This is a genomic window from uncultured Aquimarina sp. (assembly GCF_947492405.1).
In the GTDB taxonomy this organism is placed as follows: Bacteria; Bacteroidota; Bacteroidia; order Flavobacteriales; family Flavobacteriaceae; genus Aquimarina.
The window spans coordinates 345,503-362,355 of sequence record NZ_CANLMP010000006.1; the positions used below are offsets into that span (position 1 = coordinate 345,503).

Annotated in this window: 11 protein-coding genes; 10 read left to right on the forward strand and 1 reads right to left on the reverse strand. The window is 34.4% G+C overall.

Annotation, left to right across the window (positions count from 1 at the left end; all coding sequences use genetic code 11):
* Window positions 1–34: 34 nt before the first annotated feature.
* Window positions 35–1,102: a hypothetical protein gene (locus tag Q0829_RS21085; RefSeq protein ID WP_298546653.1), complete on the reverse strand. Its 1,068-nt coding sequence runs from the start codon at window positions 1,100–1,102 to the stop codon at window positions 35–37.
* A gap of 116 nt (window positions 1,103–1,218) precedes the next feature.
* Here Q0829_RS21085 and Q0829_RS21090 point away from each other — a divergent pair, with 116 nt between their 5' ends.
* The 10 genes from Q0829_RS21090 (at window position 1,219) to Q0829_RS21135 (ending at window position 16,831) form a co-directional block, all read left to right on the forward strand.
* Complete coding sequence (locus tag Q0829_RS21090) at window positions 1,219–2,673, forward strand: M20/M25/M40 family metallo-hydrolase (RefSeq protein ID WP_298546655.1); 1,455 nt, start codon at window positions 1,219–1,221, stop codon at window positions 2,671–2,673.
* A gap of 152 nt (window positions 2,674–2,825) precedes the next feature.
* Window positions 2,826–3,725: an ABC transporter ATP-binding protein gene (locus tag Q0829_RS21095; protein WP_298546657.1), complete on the forward strand. Its 900-nt coding sequence runs from the start codon at window positions 2,826–2,828 to the stop codon at window positions 3,723–3,725.
* A gap of 4 nt (window positions 3,726–3,729) precedes the next feature.
* Complete coding sequence (locus tag Q0829_RS21100; RefSeq protein WP_298546659.1) at window positions 3,730–4,569, forward strand: ABC transporter permease subunit; 840 nt, start codon at window positions 3,730–3,732, stop codon at window positions 4,567–4,569.
* A 26-nt stretch (window positions 4,570–4,595) separates the two neighbouring features.
* Window positions 4,596–8,039, forward strand: a complete 3,444-nt coding sequence (locus tag Q0829_RS21105; protein ID WP_298546661.1) for a T9SS type B sorting domain-containing protein — start codon at window positions 4,596–4,598, stop codon at window positions 8,037–8,039.
* Window positions 8,040–8,115: 76 nt separating this feature from the next.
* The gene (locus tag Q0829_RS21110) at window positions 8,116–10,587 is read left to right on the forward strand and encodes a T9SS type B sorting domain-containing protein (protein WP_298546663.1); all 2,472 of its coding nucleotides are present in this window, start codon (window positions 8,116–8,118) and stop codon (window positions 10,585–10,587) included.
* Between the two features lie 79 nt (window positions 10,588–10,666).
* A complete protein-coding gene (gene uvrB / locus Q0829_RS21115; protein ID WP_298546665.1) occupies window positions 10,667–12,673 on the forward strand; it encodes an excinuclease ABC subunit UvrB in 2,007 nt (668 codons plus the stop codon).
* 106 nt (window positions 12,674–12,779) lie between these two features.
* Window positions 12,780–13,823: an adenosine deaminase gene (locus Q0829_RS21120; protein ID WP_298546667.1), complete on the forward strand. Its 1,044-nt coding sequence runs from the start codon at window positions 12,780–12,782 to the stop codon at window positions 13,821–13,823.
* Between the two features lie 2 nt (window positions 13,824–13,825).
* Window positions 13,826–14,401 (forward strand): pyridoxal 5'-phosphate synthase, encoded by a 576-nt coding sequence (locus tag Q0829_RS21125; protein WP_298546669.1) that lies wholly within the window; start codon window positions 13,826–13,828, stop codon window positions 14,399–14,401.
* 72 nt (window positions 14,402–14,473) lie between these two features.
* Window positions 14,474–14,929 (forward strand): hypothetical protein, encoded by a 456-nt coding sequence (locus Q0829_RS21130; RefSeq protein WP_298546671.1) that lies wholly within the window; start codon window positions 14,474–14,476, stop codon window positions 14,927–14,929.
* Between the two features lie 234 nt (window positions 14,930–15,163).
* Window positions 15,164–16,831, forward strand: a complete 1,668-nt coding sequence (locus Q0829_RS21135) for a formate--tetrahydrofolate ligase (protein WP_298546673.1) — start codon at window positions 15,164–15,166, stop codon at window positions 16,829–16,831.
* Window positions 16,832–16,853: the final 22 nt, after the last annotated feature.

Below are 16,853 nucleotides of genomic sequence, written 5' to 3' on the forward strand. Positions count from 1 at the left end.
TTCACATACTCATACACTCACATGCTCAGGAGCTTTACCCCTCCAACAATCGTTTCATATTTACATTTTCATAATTCCTCCTTACAAAATCCAATGCCGTTTTTAATACTTCACCCATAGATTTACTTCTCCTAAATTTTAGATCTAATGTAAAGTTATACAGGTGTTCCCTTAATTCTTTAAGGTTTTCCTCTGTAGAAATAGTATCGGCACACATACAATCTATTAGCGTTTCATAACGTGATCTGGAGTTTAATATTCGTTTTGCTAAAATAGAACGTTCTTCTTTTTTATACTGTTCAATAGAGCTAGGCTGTAGTTTACTCATAACAATTGCAACCATATCAAAATTCTCTTTAAAAAATTGTGGTTGATATACTTTTAATTTACCCTCAAAACATTGCTGATCAAAATCTATCGCTCTAATTTTATATTCTACATGTTCAAAATCGTGGATTGGGATGATTACATAATTATAGGATCGCATATCTCCTAACAAACGCATCTGACATCGTTCATTGAATTTCACAAACTCTTTTGCTATCTGAGATTTAGCCTGGTCACTTAAGTCTGGCAAAAAGTCCTTAATAAACACATCTCCGGGAATTCCTGCTATATGTTCTTCTATCAATGTATTTTTATATACCAAAAAGTTAATTCTATTTGGCGAAAACATATGCTCTAACTCCAATCCGTAAATACGAGAAGCATCAGCTTTTTTAACATAGATGTAAGTGTAGTTATCATTCAGGATATTCCTAATTTTAATCCTAAACGGTTTTGAATTACCAAAAGTACAGTAATCAATAGCATCAATATTAAGAAACTCTATTGCATCTTCATTACCATCAGAATGGAGTATGGTATAGACCTTCTTTAAACTGGATTCTATTTCTGGTCGTTCATGCTCCTCGTAATACACACGTATCCACAACGTATCCTCATCATTACTATCATACACCACAATGGAACCAGAAAACCTCAACAAATCATCATAAAACACCGGAATTTTAATTTTACGATTACATTCTTTTAAATAACTATCCAGACTATCATTAATTGGATAAGTAGGTTTCTTCTTGGACATTAGCTTTTCTTCCATGTTTATAAAATTAACCAAAATATGTAATTGGCACCTTCTTTTTAGGAAAGTAAATATGTGTATGATTAGCAAATACCTATCTTTACAGTTATATTCTAAACTCAACATCTTTTAAAATGAAACATTTCATCTCATTAGTAATGATATCATTGCTAACAATTACACTCACTTTTGCTCAAGAAGAATCATCGTCTTTCTATGCCACCATGGCTTTAATAGATGCTGAAGAATTACAAAAAGAATACCCTAACGAAATAAAGATAATTGCTAAACGAAGAAATGAAGCAGCTGTTTTGATATCTGAAGAAGGAAGTCATAAATTACACGGACGCGTTTTAGTTCACGGCCCTGGATTTATATACAAATCTTCAGAAAGTCAGGCAAAACAGGCTTTGTTAAATGAAAATGAAGGCGCTACCCAAAGTAAAATGACATTTACCATCACAGAAGATGCTATAGTAAATTTGGCGATGGATGCTATTAATACTCAAAATATCGCAAATCATATAACAGAACTTGAAAATTATGGAACCAGATACCACACCTCTAGTGCTGGAGCACAATCAGCTCAAGATCTAAAAGTAAAATGGGAAACCATGGCAACAACATATAATAGGTCAGATGTTAGCGTTCGATTAGTAAATCATACTAGCACTCCAATGCCATCCGTAGTAATGACTATCCAGGGCTCTGAATTTCCTGATGAATTTGTTATTGTTGGTGGTCACTTAGATTCTACCTCCTCTCAAGGAAATAATGATGCTCCGGGAGCTGATGATGACGCATCTGGTATTGCAACGATTACTGAAGCAACAAGAGCTTTATTTGAAATCGGTTTTCAGCCAAAAAGAACTATCGAAGTAATGGCGTATGCGGCAGAAGAAGTGGGACTTCGAGGGTCGGCAGAAATTGCAGCAGATTATAGAGCGAATAATGTAAATGTAGTTGCTGTTGGTCAATTTGATATGACCAATTATAATGGCTCTGTTAATGATGTGTATTTTATCTCTGATAATACAGATACTACTCTTAATGCATTTTTTAAACAATTAATGGACCACTATAATGCCTCTGGAGATCATCAACTTACCTACAGTACTGCTCTATGTAACTATGGTTGTTCTGATCACGCTAGTTGGAATAATCAAGGATATAAGGCGTCTTTTCCTTTTGAAGCTAGCTTTTCACAATATAACCCAAACATCCATACTAGAAATGACACATTTAGCATATCTGGAACTGCAGAGCACGCAACAAAATTCGCAAAGTTATGTAGTGAATTCCTTATTGAAATAGCTAAAAATGATGCTACCCTATCTACACCAGAGTTTGAAGCAGAAGGGTATTATATTTACACGAACAACAAAACGCTTACATATCAAATAGCAGAAACCAGTTCTAAAGTTGAAAGCATCGATATTTATGATATGAATGGAAGAAAGATTCTTCGAAAAGAAGATATAGGAACTTCTGGAACTATCGTTATGAATTCAATCAGTAGTGGCGTTTATGTAATTACTCTTGACCTAAAAGATCAGAGGCAACTAAGTAAAAAAATCATTTTAAAATAACAGATCGAAATATTTTATACAAAGAAAGACCAACTAAAAAGTTGGTCTTTCTTTGTATAAATGAGTTTTAACTTCTTTTTTTTCGATATCTCTTTTGTAACAAAAATCAATACTAATCGTCTTGTTTAATATAACCGCCAAAAAAAATACAATTGGAAACTATTCTAACCTTGAAGAATCTTACCAAAAGATTCGGACCAATAACTGCCGTTAATGACCTTTCCTTTACTATAAAAAAGGGAAACGTTTATGGTATTTTAGGACCTAACGGAAGTGGTAAATCAACTACACTGGGTATTGTCCTTAATGTAGTTAACAGATCTTCGGGAGATTTTACCTGGTTTGATGGAACTACCTCTACGCACGAGGCTCTTAAAAAAGTAGGAGCCATTATAGAACGCCCTAACTTTTATCCATATATGACAGCTGCTCAAAACCTGAAGCTTGTCTGTCAAATTAAGGAAGTATCCGCTGATAAAATTGAAGAGAAGTTAGAGCTTGTTGGTCTTTTGGATCGAAAGGATAGTAAATTTAGAACTTTCTCTCTTGGTATGAAACAACGTTTAGCAATTGCTTCGGCTCTGTTAAACGATCCGGAAATTCTTATTCTTGATGAACCGACAAACGGTTTAGATCCACAAGGAATTCATCAAATCAGAGAAATTATTAAGGTAATTGCTTCAAAAGGAACTACAATTCTTCTGGCTTCGCATTTATTAGATGAAGTAGAAAAAGTATGTAGTCATGTGGTTATCATTCGTAAAGGGGTAAAATTATATTCGGGTCCTGTAGATGAAATGAATGCAAGCCATGGTTTCTTTGAATTAAAAAGTAATCAAAACAGCGTACTTAAAAAATGGTTATCTGATCAAAGTACTTTTGGGAATATAAAAGAAGAAGAGGATAAACTTATTGCTTTTTTAAATCGTGAATTAGATGCAGAAAGTCTGAACAAGCAATTACACGAGGCTGGTATTACGCTTACCCATCTGGTAAAACGTAAAGAAAGTCTGGAAGAACAGTTCCTACAATTAACCAACAATTTAAACTAAAGCAATGTTACGATTACTCAATATAGAATTTCAAAAATTACGATTTAACAAGTCTGCCAAAGTACTTACTATTACTTATTTTGTATTAATAACTGCTATAGCTCTTATAGCTTCATATGAGTTCAATTTTGGAGGGGTCAAAGTTAGATTAGCAGATCAAGGAATATTTAACTTTCCATACATATGGCACTTTACCTCGTATATTGCTGCTTGGCTAAAGATTTTTCTAGCTATTGTTATTGTTTCCATAATGGCCAATGAATATACCAATAGAACTCTAAAGCAAAATCTTATCGACGGATTAAGTAAAAAAGAGTTTTTAACCTCTAAATTCCTTACAGTAATAGTTTTTTCCTTAATATCTACAATCTTTTTATTTACGGTTGCACTGGTTTTAGGTTTGATATTTTCGGACTATAATGAATTCTCTATAATTATTACTGACTTAGATTTTATTCTTGCTTACTTTATAAAGTTGGTTGGATTCTTTTCCTTTTGTATGTTTTTGGGCATACTCATTAAACGTTCCGCCTTTGCTCTTGGCTTTCTTATTTTTTGGCAAATTATTGAAGGAATTGTTTGGGGGTTAGCAAGTTTAGTGAAATGGAAATTCGATTCTGACTTGGTTTACAAAATAATTCCATTCTTACCATTGGACAGTATGGCGAATCTTATTAATGAACCATGGTCTAGATTAAATTTTATACAAGCTGCAGCTAACCAACTTGGCGAAGGATTTCAGAGAGACTATGCTGTACACTGGTATGAAATACTAATTGTATTAGTTTGGACTGCAATATTTGTGAGACTTTCATATTATCTTCTAAAAAAGAGAGATTTATGATATCTTTGAGTTTTTGAACTCAACTCATGAAATACGTATCAATTGTTCTTTTATTTTTATTAGGCTCATCTATATTTGCACAAGGAGAAGCTAATAATTGGTATTTTGGACAAAACGCAGGAATAAGTTTCAGCACGACACCTCCTACTCCTCTTACAGATGGAAATATAAATACACTAGAAGGATGCACTACTATTTCTGATGCCACAGGTCAATTACTTTTTTACACAGATGGAAGAACAGCTTGGAACCGGAATGGTCAGGTAATGTCTAATGCTAATTACAATGGTGGCACTGGTCTATTGGGTGATCCATCAAGTACCTCAAGTGCATTGATTGTACCTCAACCTAATGTCCCTAATAGATATTTTATTTTTGCAGTAGATGAACCCCATCACGAAAATGCAGCTACCTATCCAAATCAAAATACAGGATTCCCAGCTAACCAAGATGATGGTTTTAATAATGGGTTTACTTATTCTGTTGTGGATATGACTTTAAACGGTGGATTAGGAGATGTAGTTGTTAGTGAAAAAAATATCCCTCTGATCACTTACAATCCTTCAGATAATGCTGAAAGTTCTTATAAATGTTCTGAGAAAATCACAGCTGTAAAAAGTGATGATTGTGATTCTTTTTGGGTGATTACTCATTTTATTGATACTTACTATGCGTTTAGTATAGACCAAACTGGTGTGAACACCACTCCCGTAACATCACAAGTTGGAGTAACGGTTCCCATTTCAGGTTATAGACGGAATGCCTTAGGATATCTAAAAGCTTCTCCAGAAGGAGACAAATTAGCTGTAGTGCATTTTGGATTAACCAATGTCACTGGCGGAGATGGACCAGGAAAGGTATTGTTTTATGATTTTGATAATAGCACAGGAATAGTTAGTAATGAAATAGAATTATACGACGGTGATGCTCCTTATGGAATAGAATTTTCACAAAGTGGAGAACGTTTATATACTACAGTAGGTTTGGGAATTGGTGGTCAAGGAGAAAGTTTTTTGATGCAATTTGATCTTACATTACCAGACAATCAAATTTCCGCTAGTGGAACAAGAATTCTGAATCAAAACGGACAAGATACATCTATTTTTAGTGCAGGAGCATTACAACTAGGGCCTGATGGAAAAATTTACAGAGCATTGTTTGATTTTAATTCTGGTACTGGAAACTACCTAGGAGTTGTGGAGAATCCCGAAGAGTTAGCAACTAATATTGATTACAATGATAGAGGGGTATTTGTAAATATAGATGGAAGAAGAGGCTCCAGAATAGGACTACCACCATTTATTCAATCAATTTTTGCACAAACTATTGATATTATTAATAGCGGAGACCCTAACAATGTAAACCTTACACTTTGCGAAGGAGATACCTATAGATTAGAATATCAAGATATTGCTACGGCAACATATACTTGGTATATCGATGATGTTCAGATTACTAATAATTCTTTTTTTCTGGATGTAACTACTACTGGAAATTATAGATTAGAAGTTGATCTTAATGATGGTAGTTGCCCATTGATTGGTGTTGCCAACGTTACCTTTTTTGAAGTCCCAGTCGTACAAAACACTCCTACTGACGAAATCATTTGTGATGACAATAATGATGGAATATCAGATTTAGATTTGTCATTATACGACGCTACAATTTTAGGAACTCAAGACCCTAATCTATTTCAAGTGCGTTATTTCAGATCCATTGCAGATGCTGATACTGATATCAATGTACTGCCTCTAAATTTTACAACCGAAAATAATCCACAAACTATTGCTGTAAGAATTGAAAACACAGGTAATATCAACTGTTATGATACAACTAGTTTCCAAATTGAGATTTTTGATAGTCCAACAGCTTTTACAACCAATCCAATAGTTTCTTGTGATAATGCCGATGATGGTGACGACACTAATGGCATGATAACATACGATTTGACTTCGGCGAATACAGACATTTATAATGGTCAAAATATTGCTGATTACGCTATTAGCTATCATACTTCGTTAATAGATGCACAAAATAACACAAATCCAATTCCAGATCCTGTCAATGCAGTACTATCAAGTACAATGACTGCAGTATACGCCAGACTAGAGAATAACCTAAATACAACTTGTTTTGATACTGTAGAAATTTCTGTAACTATTAATTTATTACCTGTCGCTAATGATACTTCCTTAGCTCAATGTGACGAATATATGAATACTAATGATGGTATAACATTATTTAATCTCAATGAGGCTTCGGATCAAATTACTGGAGGTAGTGCAGATCGTTCAGTTTTATTTTTTGAAGATATGGTATCTGCAGATGCAGGAACTCCTGCAATATCTAATATGACTACCTATCAAAATACGGTAGCTAACCAGCAACTTTTTGTTCGAGTAACAGACGATTTAACGGGATGTTTTAGAATTTCTACACTAGATCTTTTGGTAAGCACTACATCTGCCAGTGATGCTATTTTAAATGAATGCGACGACGATGGTACAGAAGATGGATTTACAGAATTTGATCTTACACAGGCAAATGCACAAGTTCTTTTTGGAATTGCTAGCCCGAATTTAAACGTTTCTTATTATGAAACCAATGAAAATGCACTTAGTGAAATCAATCCTATAACACTCTATACAAATACAACTGCTGGAACGCAAGGACAAGATATTATATACGCCAGAGTTGAAGATAATCTCAATCAATGTTATGGTATCAATCAAGTAGCGTTATTTGTAAATCCACTACCAGATATTGAAGAGTTAGATGAAGCTTTTTTATGTGAAGGGGCTAGCGTTATTATTGACTCAGGATTAGAATCTGGTAATCCTAACGATTTTGATTATTTATGGTCTACAGGAGAAATCACGGAGCGTATAACTGTAACCACTGCTATGGACTATACAGTAACCGTTACCAATCAATTAACTGGTTGTTTTAAAGACAGAACAGTCACAGTCACAGAATCATCAATAGCAACTTTACTACCACCAACAATCCTCGATGCTTCAGACAACAATACAGTTACTATAAACTATACAGGGTCTGGTGATTACGAATTTGCAATAGCCTATAATGGTAGCAACATCAGAACCTATCAGGATAATCCAACGTTTACTAATGTTCCTCCTGGATTTCATACAGTATACGTAAGAGATAAAAATGGATGCGGAGAAGTTACCCAAGATATTTCTGTGGTAGGATTTCCTAAATATTTCACCCCAAATGGTGATGGATTTCACGAAACCTGGAACGTAGAGGGGATTTCGTCTCAAGTTCTGGGCAACTCAATCATTTATATTTTTGATCGAAGTGGCAAACTAATTAAACAACTTGTTCCTTCCGGGAATGGTTGGGACGGAACATATGGTGGAAGATTAATGCCTTCCAGCCAATATTGGTTCCAAGTAAAATTAGGCGACGGTAGAATCCGAAAGGGAAGCTTTTCTTTAATTAGATAATCACATTATTCTGCTAAAAAGTCTTTTAATACAATACTTTATAATTAGTATATTCGTGCCTTAACAAAGATTGTAGATGAGGAAAACATTACTATGCACTTTATTACTTTTCATATCTTTTTTTTACAGCTATTCTCAAAACGAGCCTACAGATTGTGTAAATGCGGTCGTTATATGTGGGAATACTAACTTAGAATTAAATTCTAATGGCACAGGTATTTCAGATTTTAATATTGCCGGGAACAACGCGCCTAGTTGTGGTTTTAATGAATCTCAAAGCTTATGGATAAGAGTAAACATTGTTCAATCAGGAACCTTGGCCTTTATAATCACTCCAGAATCTAATAACAATGATGAAGATTATGATTTTGCAGTATATGGACCTAATGTTACTTGTAGTACACTCGGAAACTCAATTCGGTGTTCATCTACGAATCCTCCAGCGGCTGGAGTTCCTACCTTAACAGGGCTTAGTGATACTGAAACAGACTTAAACGAAGGTCCAGGAGCAGCAGGTAATGGTTTTGTAAGATCTATAGATGCAATTGCAGGAGAAGAATATTATATACTCATTGATAATTTTTCTCAAAATGGTGGTTTTGATTTAGAATTTACAGGAACCGCATTACTGCCAGATAGTCCTCAAAATGATGCAGGCCCCAATAATAACTTAAATCTTACGGAATGTGATATAGTTGGAAATCCTAATGATGGAATCACAAACTATGATTTGGAAAGTAATACGACTACAATTATAGGAACACAAACCAATACAATCATAACATATCATATATCAGAAGAAGATGCTAATTTGGGTAATGGAGCATTGGCTAGTCCATATTTAAGCACACAAAATCGCCAAACTATTTACGTAAGAATTGAAAATACATTAACAGAATGCTTCATAATAGATACATTTACTTTAACCGCAAATCTTGGCCCTCCGATTATCACTCCTACTCCATTCGTTTTATGTGATAACAATGATGATAGTGATGATGCTAATGGATTTGTTTCCTTTTTATTAAGTAACAAGGACACAGAAATTCTTAATGGTTTAGATCCTACAGATTATACCCTCACATATCATACTTCTCAAACAGACGCAGATGCAGGTACAGGAATTATTGATAAAACTACACCATATACAAATACTTCAAACCCACAGACAATTTTTGTACGTGTTCAGGAAAACACAGGATTATTTTGTTTGAGTACCATTAGTTTTGAGTTGCAAGTAGATCCATTGCCAATAGCCAATCCATCATCTTTAATACAATGTGATGAGTATAATGACCCTACTGATGGTATTACATTATTTAACCTGAACGAGGCTGTTGACCAAATTACAGGAGGAACTACAGATAGAACTGTTACATTTTTTGAAGACCTCACATCGGCTAACACAGGAGCGCCATCAATTACAAATACAGATACTTATCAAAATGTAACTACCAATCAGCAATTATTTGTTCGTGTTACTGATAATGTCAATAACTGCTTTAGGATTTCCACACTGGATCTTCAGGTAAGTGTTACTTCTGCAAACAATGCATTTTTATCAATATGTGATGATGATGGAATTGAGGATGGATTTAGAGCGTTTGATCTTACTCAAGCAAATGCTCAAGTTCTTTTTGGGATTGCCACCCCTAATTTATCTGTGGTCTATTATGAAACCATAAATGATGCCTTAAGCGAATCTAATGCTATTACAATGTATACCAATAGTACTCCGGGAACCCAAGGTGTTGATATAGTATATGCCAGAATAGAGGACAATCTAAATCAATGTTTTGGTATCAATCAGGTACAATTATTTGTAAATCCACTACCAGATATAGAAGAGTTAGATGAAGCTTTTTTATGTGAAGGGTCTAGCGTTATTATTGACTCAGGATTAGAATCTGGTAATCCTAACGATTTTGATTATTTATGGTCTACAGGAGAAATAACGGAGCGTATAACTGTGACCACCGCTATGGACTATACAGTAACCGTTACCAATCAATTAACTGGCTGTTTTAGAGACAGAACAGTCACAGTTATAGAATCATCAATAGCAACTTTACTACCACCAACGATCCTCGATGCTTCAGACAACAATACAGTTACTATAAACTATACAGGATCTGGTGATTACGAATTTGCAATAGCCTATAATGGTAGTAACATCAGAACCTATCAGGATAGTCCAACGTTTACTAACGTCCCTTCTGGATTTCATACAATATACGTAAGAGATAAAAATGGATGCGGAGAAGTTACCCAAGATATTTCTGTAGTAGGATTTCCTAAATATTTTACTCCAAATGGTGATGGATTTCACGAAACCTGGAATGTAGAAGGAATATCATCACAAGTATTGGGCAATTCTATTATTTATATTTTTGATCGAAGTGGCAAACTACTGAAACAATTAACTCCTTCAGGAAATGGTTGGGACGGAACATATGGTGGAAGATTAATGCCTTCCAGCCAATATTGGTTCCAAGTAAAATTAAGTGATGGAAGAATATGCAAAGGAAGCTTTTCTTTAATACGATAAACTTTCCCTAAAACTTTAATTCAGTTTTAAAAATCATAACAGTATTCTGTATCTTTATTCAGAAAACATATCCTATATAATGAAGTTCGAACTCAAGTCAGATTTTAAACCCACAGGAGATCAGCCTGAAGCGATAAAGCAACTTGTTAATGCAATGGAAGCAGGAGAAAGATATCAAACGCTTTTAGGAGTTACCGGATCCGGAAAAACATTTACTGCGGCGAATGTTATTTCTCAAGTCCAACGCCCTACATTAGTATTAGCGCATAATAAAACCTTAGCCGCTCAACTATATTCTGAATTTAAGCAATTCTTTCCTGAGAATGCTATAGAATATTTTGTTTCCTACTACGATTATTATCAACCAGAAGCCTATATCCCTACAACCGGAACCTATATAGAAAAAGACTTATCGATTAATGATGAGATTGAGAAATTAAGATTAAGCGCTACTTCCTCGCTACTTTCGGGACGTAGAGATGTCCTTGTCGTTGCATCAGTTTCTTGTTTATATGGTATTGGAAATCCTGTAGAATTTCAGAAAAACGTAATATCTATAGAACAAGGTCAGTTCGTTTCCAGAACAGCATTACTGCATAAATTGGTTCAAAGTCTATATTCCAGAACCGAAGCAGAATTTAATCACGGTAATTTCCGGATTAAAGGAGATACTGTGGATATTTATCCAAGTTATGCTGATGACGCATTTAGAGTACACTTTTTTGGTGATGAAATCGAAGAAATAGAAGCTTTTGATGTGCAAACCAATGAAATTATAGAAAAATATGATCGACTAAACATTTATCCCGCTAATATGTTCGTAACCTCTCCTGATGTATTAAATGGGGCTATTGATCAGATTGCTTTGGATCTAGGAAAGCAAGTGGAGTACTTTAAAGAAATAGGAAAATTTTTGGAAGCAAAACGCCTAGAAGAGCGCACTAATTTTGATCTAGAAATGATCAAAGAACTTGGGTATTGCTCTGGAATTGAAAATTACTCGCGGTATCTGGATGGCAGAGATCCTGGCACAAGACCTTTCTGTCTGTTAGATTATTTTCCTGACGACTATCTAATGATCGTAGATGAAAGTCATGTAACTATCCCGCAAACACACGCAATGTATGGAGGTGATCGATCTAGAAAAGAAAACCTTGTAGAATATGGATTCAGACTTCCTGCTGCAATGGATAATAGACCTTTAAAATTCGAAGAATTTGAAGCGCTTCAGAATCAGATAATTTATATCAGTGCCACACCTGCGGATTACGAATTACAAAAAAGCGAAGGAACCTATGTAGAACAGATAATAAGACCAACTGGATTACTCGACCCTATTATAGAAGTACGCCCTAGTCTTAATCAGATTGATGATTTGATTGAAGAAATGCAAAAGCGAATCGAAAAAGACGAACGTATATTAGTTACCACGCTTACCAAAAGAATGGCAGAAGAGTTAACCAAATATCTTACGAGAATTGATATTCGATGCCGTTATATACATAGTGATGTAGACACTTTAGAACGCGTAGAGATTATGCAAGACTTACGAAAAGGCCTTTTTGATGTACTGATTGGTGTAAATCTTCTTAGAGAAGGATTGGATCTTCCGGAAGTATCCTTGGTTGCTATTTTGGATGCAGATAAAGAAGGGTTCTTGCGTAATAACAGATCTCTGACTCAAACTATCGGTAGAGCTGCAAGAAATGTAAACGGATTAGCAATCTTATACGCAGATAAAATAACAAAAAGCATGCAGTTAACAATTGATCAAACTAATTATCGCCGTGAAAAACAGATTGCTTATAATACCAAACACGGAATTACGCCTAAGGCAATCAAGAAATCATTAGACAATGCATTGGCAGGAAAAAAAGTGGAACCTTATCAATTCGAAACTGCTCCATCCTTAAAGGCTGCAGAAGAAGAAACTGCTTATTATACAAAAGATCAACTAGAAACTCGTATTCGAAATGTTCGTAAAGAAATGGAAAAAGCTGCAAAAGAGTTAGACTTTATGACTGCAGCAAGATTGCGAGATGAGATTAAAATGTTACAAGCAAAGGTTCAGGATCAGAAAGTATAGTTTTTATAAAAAAATAAGACATTTAATAGTATCATTTAGTCACACTGAATTTTCATATCGAGCTGTTATACTAAGCTTGTCGAAGTGTTATTAAAGTGTTTTCTACATGAGACTACACAAATATAAAATGAACATGACATCCATAGAAAAATTTATAGAAGGTATTCCTAAAACAGAACTTCATTTACATATCGAAGGTACTTTTGAACCAGAATTGATGTTTGAGATTGCCAAACGAAATCAGAAGAAAATTCCATACAATTCCGTTGCTGAATTAAAGAACGCGTATCAATTTAACAACCTTCAGGAATTTCTGGATATCTATTATGCAGGGGCCAATGTTCTAATTACAGAACAAGATTTTTATGATCTTACTTGGGCATATCTTATTAAAGTTCATGAACAAAATGTAATACATGTAGAGATCTTTTTTGATCCACAAACACATACAGATCGTGGTATTCCTTTTGATACAGTTATCAAAGGAATTCGTGCTGCGTTAGAAGATGGAAAAGAAAAATTAGGCATCACCTATAAATTAATCATGTCTTTTCTAAGACATCTTGATGAAGCTTCTGCATTTAAGACTCTGGAACAAGCATTACCTTATAAAGATTGGATAAGCGCTGTAGGTTTAGATTCTTCCGAGGTAGGCAATCCTCCTTCTAAGTTTGAACGTGTATTTGCAAAATCGATTGAAGAAGGATTTTTAACTGTTGCACATGCAGGAGAAGAAGGTCCTTCGGAATATATTTGGGAAGCCCTAGATTTACTGAAAATCACTAGAATTGATCACGGTAATCGCTGCTTAGATGATGAAAAACTGGTAGAAAGATTAGTCGATCTGCAAATACCACTTACGCTATGTCCTTTATCTAATCTAGAGTTAAAAGTAGTACTAGATTTAAAAGAACATCCAATAGCTAAGATGATGGATAAAAACCTACTGGTAACAGTTAATTCTGATGATCCAGCGTATTTTGGCGGGTATATGAACGAAAATTATCTTGGAATTGCTAAGGCTTTACATCTTTCTAAGGAACAGATAACTACGCTCGTTAAAAATAGTTTTAAAGCAAGTTGGTTATCCGATGAGGAAAAGGAAAAAAGCTTACAAAAAATTGATCAATACTTTCAGGATAACAAATGAGTATGAATCCTTTTCAATTATTTAATACATGGTATTCTGAAGAGCTTGAGAAAAGTAAAGCGCGCATACCTTCGGCTTGTTGCATTTCTTCAACTGGATTGGATGGGTATCCTAATGCACGATTTGTATCTTTAAAAGAAGTAAAAAATGATGCTTTTATTATTACAGGATCACTACAATCCAGAAAAGGATTAGAAATAGAGAAATCATCCAAAGTCTCATTGACTTTTTGGTGGGAAACAACCCAAAAACAAATACGCATTCAGGGGAATGCCTCTAAAATTTTAGACACCGAGGCTGTTGGTTATTTTGATGAAAGAGCAAAAGATTCTAAAATCATATCGTTGATTAGTGAACAAGGAGCTACTATCGAAAACATAGACGTTTTAAAAAGTAGTTTTGCAGAAACTGAAAGAAAATATAAAAACAAAGACATCCCTAAACCTAAAAACTGGGGTGGTTATGCCATTCGCCCCATTAGAATAGAATGTATGGAATTCGAAAAAAGCAGGTTTCATAAAAGAACTCTTTTTCAGTTAGAAGAAGAAGAATGGATAGCTACTATATTGCAACCCTGATTTTCTTGGTATAACAGGAAATTGGTTTACATATAATTACTATCATTAACAAGATTAACTCATTACACAACTATGAAATCCACTGAAAAAAATGATGTATTATATCATCAAATATGGTTACAAATTATACTATATATTGGTGTCTTGTTTTTCATTGGTTTAACGATAGCTCTAGTATACTGGATTGTAATCATCATTCTAAACGAAGGCTTCTTAGGAATCGCAGGGGTTCTTGTTCTATTATATTTTGCTGGTCAAATGTCGTATACAGGTATAATTTTATTTAACTATATACCTGCTTCCGTTGTTCATAACGAACAAGGTTTTAAAATTACTTCAGGTAAGAAAAGTATTGAATATTTATGGTCAGACATATCCAATGCAAAAAGATATACTGTAGGCGGTGTTTTGAGATTATATGATCGTCAAGGAAAATCTATTTATGTAGTCCAAAGTTCTGCATTGAGTTATCGGTCCTTCAGAAAAAGAGTTAACGAAAAAATTGGAATAAGAACGGTTTTAACATAAACTCAACTTCCATTTAAACAACTGAAAAATAAAATTTTATACAGAACAACAATACTTGTGAGTAGGCTCGTAGTTTCAAATACAAAAAACTCTATATCTAAGCTGATAATTAGTAAAAATCATAAAAAAACTGTTTAATAATTGCTACTTTTAAACATAAATAAAACTTTTTTACTTCTTAAAGAGCTTATGTACTAGTTATTTTCAATGTTCAACGATTAAAAGTTATTTGCTATGAATGATTTACAAATTGCCAAAAAAGTGACTCTTACGCATATTTCATCCATTGCAGAAAAATTTGGTATCGATCCAGATCAAATAGAAATGTATGGCAAATACAAAGCTAAACTACCTTTACAAGCCATCAATAAACAAAATGCAAGTAACAGTAACTTGGTACTGGTTTCTGCTATCTCACCTACTCCAGCTGGTGAAGGAAAAACTACCATGTCTATTGGTTTATCTGAGGGATTAAATCGTTTAGGTAAAAAAACAACAGTAGTATTAAGAGAACCTTCTTTAGGACCAGTTTTTGGAATTAAAGGCGGAGCAACAGGTGGTGGCTATTCGCAAGTATTACCTATGGAGGATATCAATCTTCATTTTACGGGTGATTTTGCTGCCATTGAAAAAGCACATAATCTACTGGCTGCCATCATTGACAACAATATTCAAAGTAAAACGAATACGTTGTTATTAGATCCAAGAACCATTAGCTGGAAACGTGTTGTTGATTTAAATGATCGTGCATTACGTCGTGTTATTGTAGGGTTGGGCGGAACTACATCAGGAGTTCCTAGAGAAACTGGTTTTGACATTACCGCAGCTTCAGAAATTATGGCAATTCTTTGTTTAGCAGAGAATTTAAATGATCTCAAAAAACGTTTAGGTACTATTTTTATAGGCTATACCTATGATAAAAAACCCATATACGCTAAAGATCTAAAAGCTGAAGGCGCAATGACTGCATTACTAAAGGATGCTATAAAACCAAACTTAGTACAAACCATAGAAGGAAATCCAGCTATCATTCATGGTGGACCCTTTGCAAATATCGCTCAAGGAACAAATACAGTGATCGCTACACTAATGGGGATGTCCCATTCTGATTATACAGTTACCGAAGCTGGTTTTGGGTTTGATCTTGGGGCCGAAAAATTCTTTGATATTAAATGCCAAAGTGCCGGACTCAAACCAAAAGTAGTAGTGCTTACTGCTACCATAAGAGCATTAAAATATCACGGAGGAGCTGATATAAAATCTTTGACCATTCCGGATATAGAAGCCTTACAAAAAGGACTTCCCAATTTAGAAAAACACCTTGAAAACATTGCTAAATTTAGTGTGACCCCAGTTATAGCCATTAATAAATTTACCTCTGACAGTGATGCAGAAATTAATATTATTAAAGATTTTGCAGCTAGTAAGGGAGTTAGAGTAGCGTTGGCCGAGGTTTGGGAAAAAGGTGGAGAAGGAGGTCTTGAATTAGCCAAACATGTTATTGATGTAATAACATCAGACACCTCAGATTTTCAGCCATTATATCAATGGGAATCTAAGGTAACTGATAAAATAGAAACTATTGCAACAGAAATTTATGGTGCTAAACATGTGGATTACACTTCTAAAGCTAAAACCCACTTAAAACGAATTACAAATTTAGGCTTGGATCACTTACCGGTTTGTATTGCTAAAACACAAAAATCATTATCTGACAACCCTAAATTGCTAGGTAGACCAAAAGATTTTATACTTACGGTAAGAGAGATTGAAATAGCTGCAGGAGCTGGTTTCTTGATTCCAATAACAGGTGAAATTATGAGAATGCCTGGATTACCAGCGCATCCATCATCAGAAGGAATAGATGTTAATGATGATGGAGAAATAACAGGACTGTTTTAAGGCTCTATATACTAAATTCAAG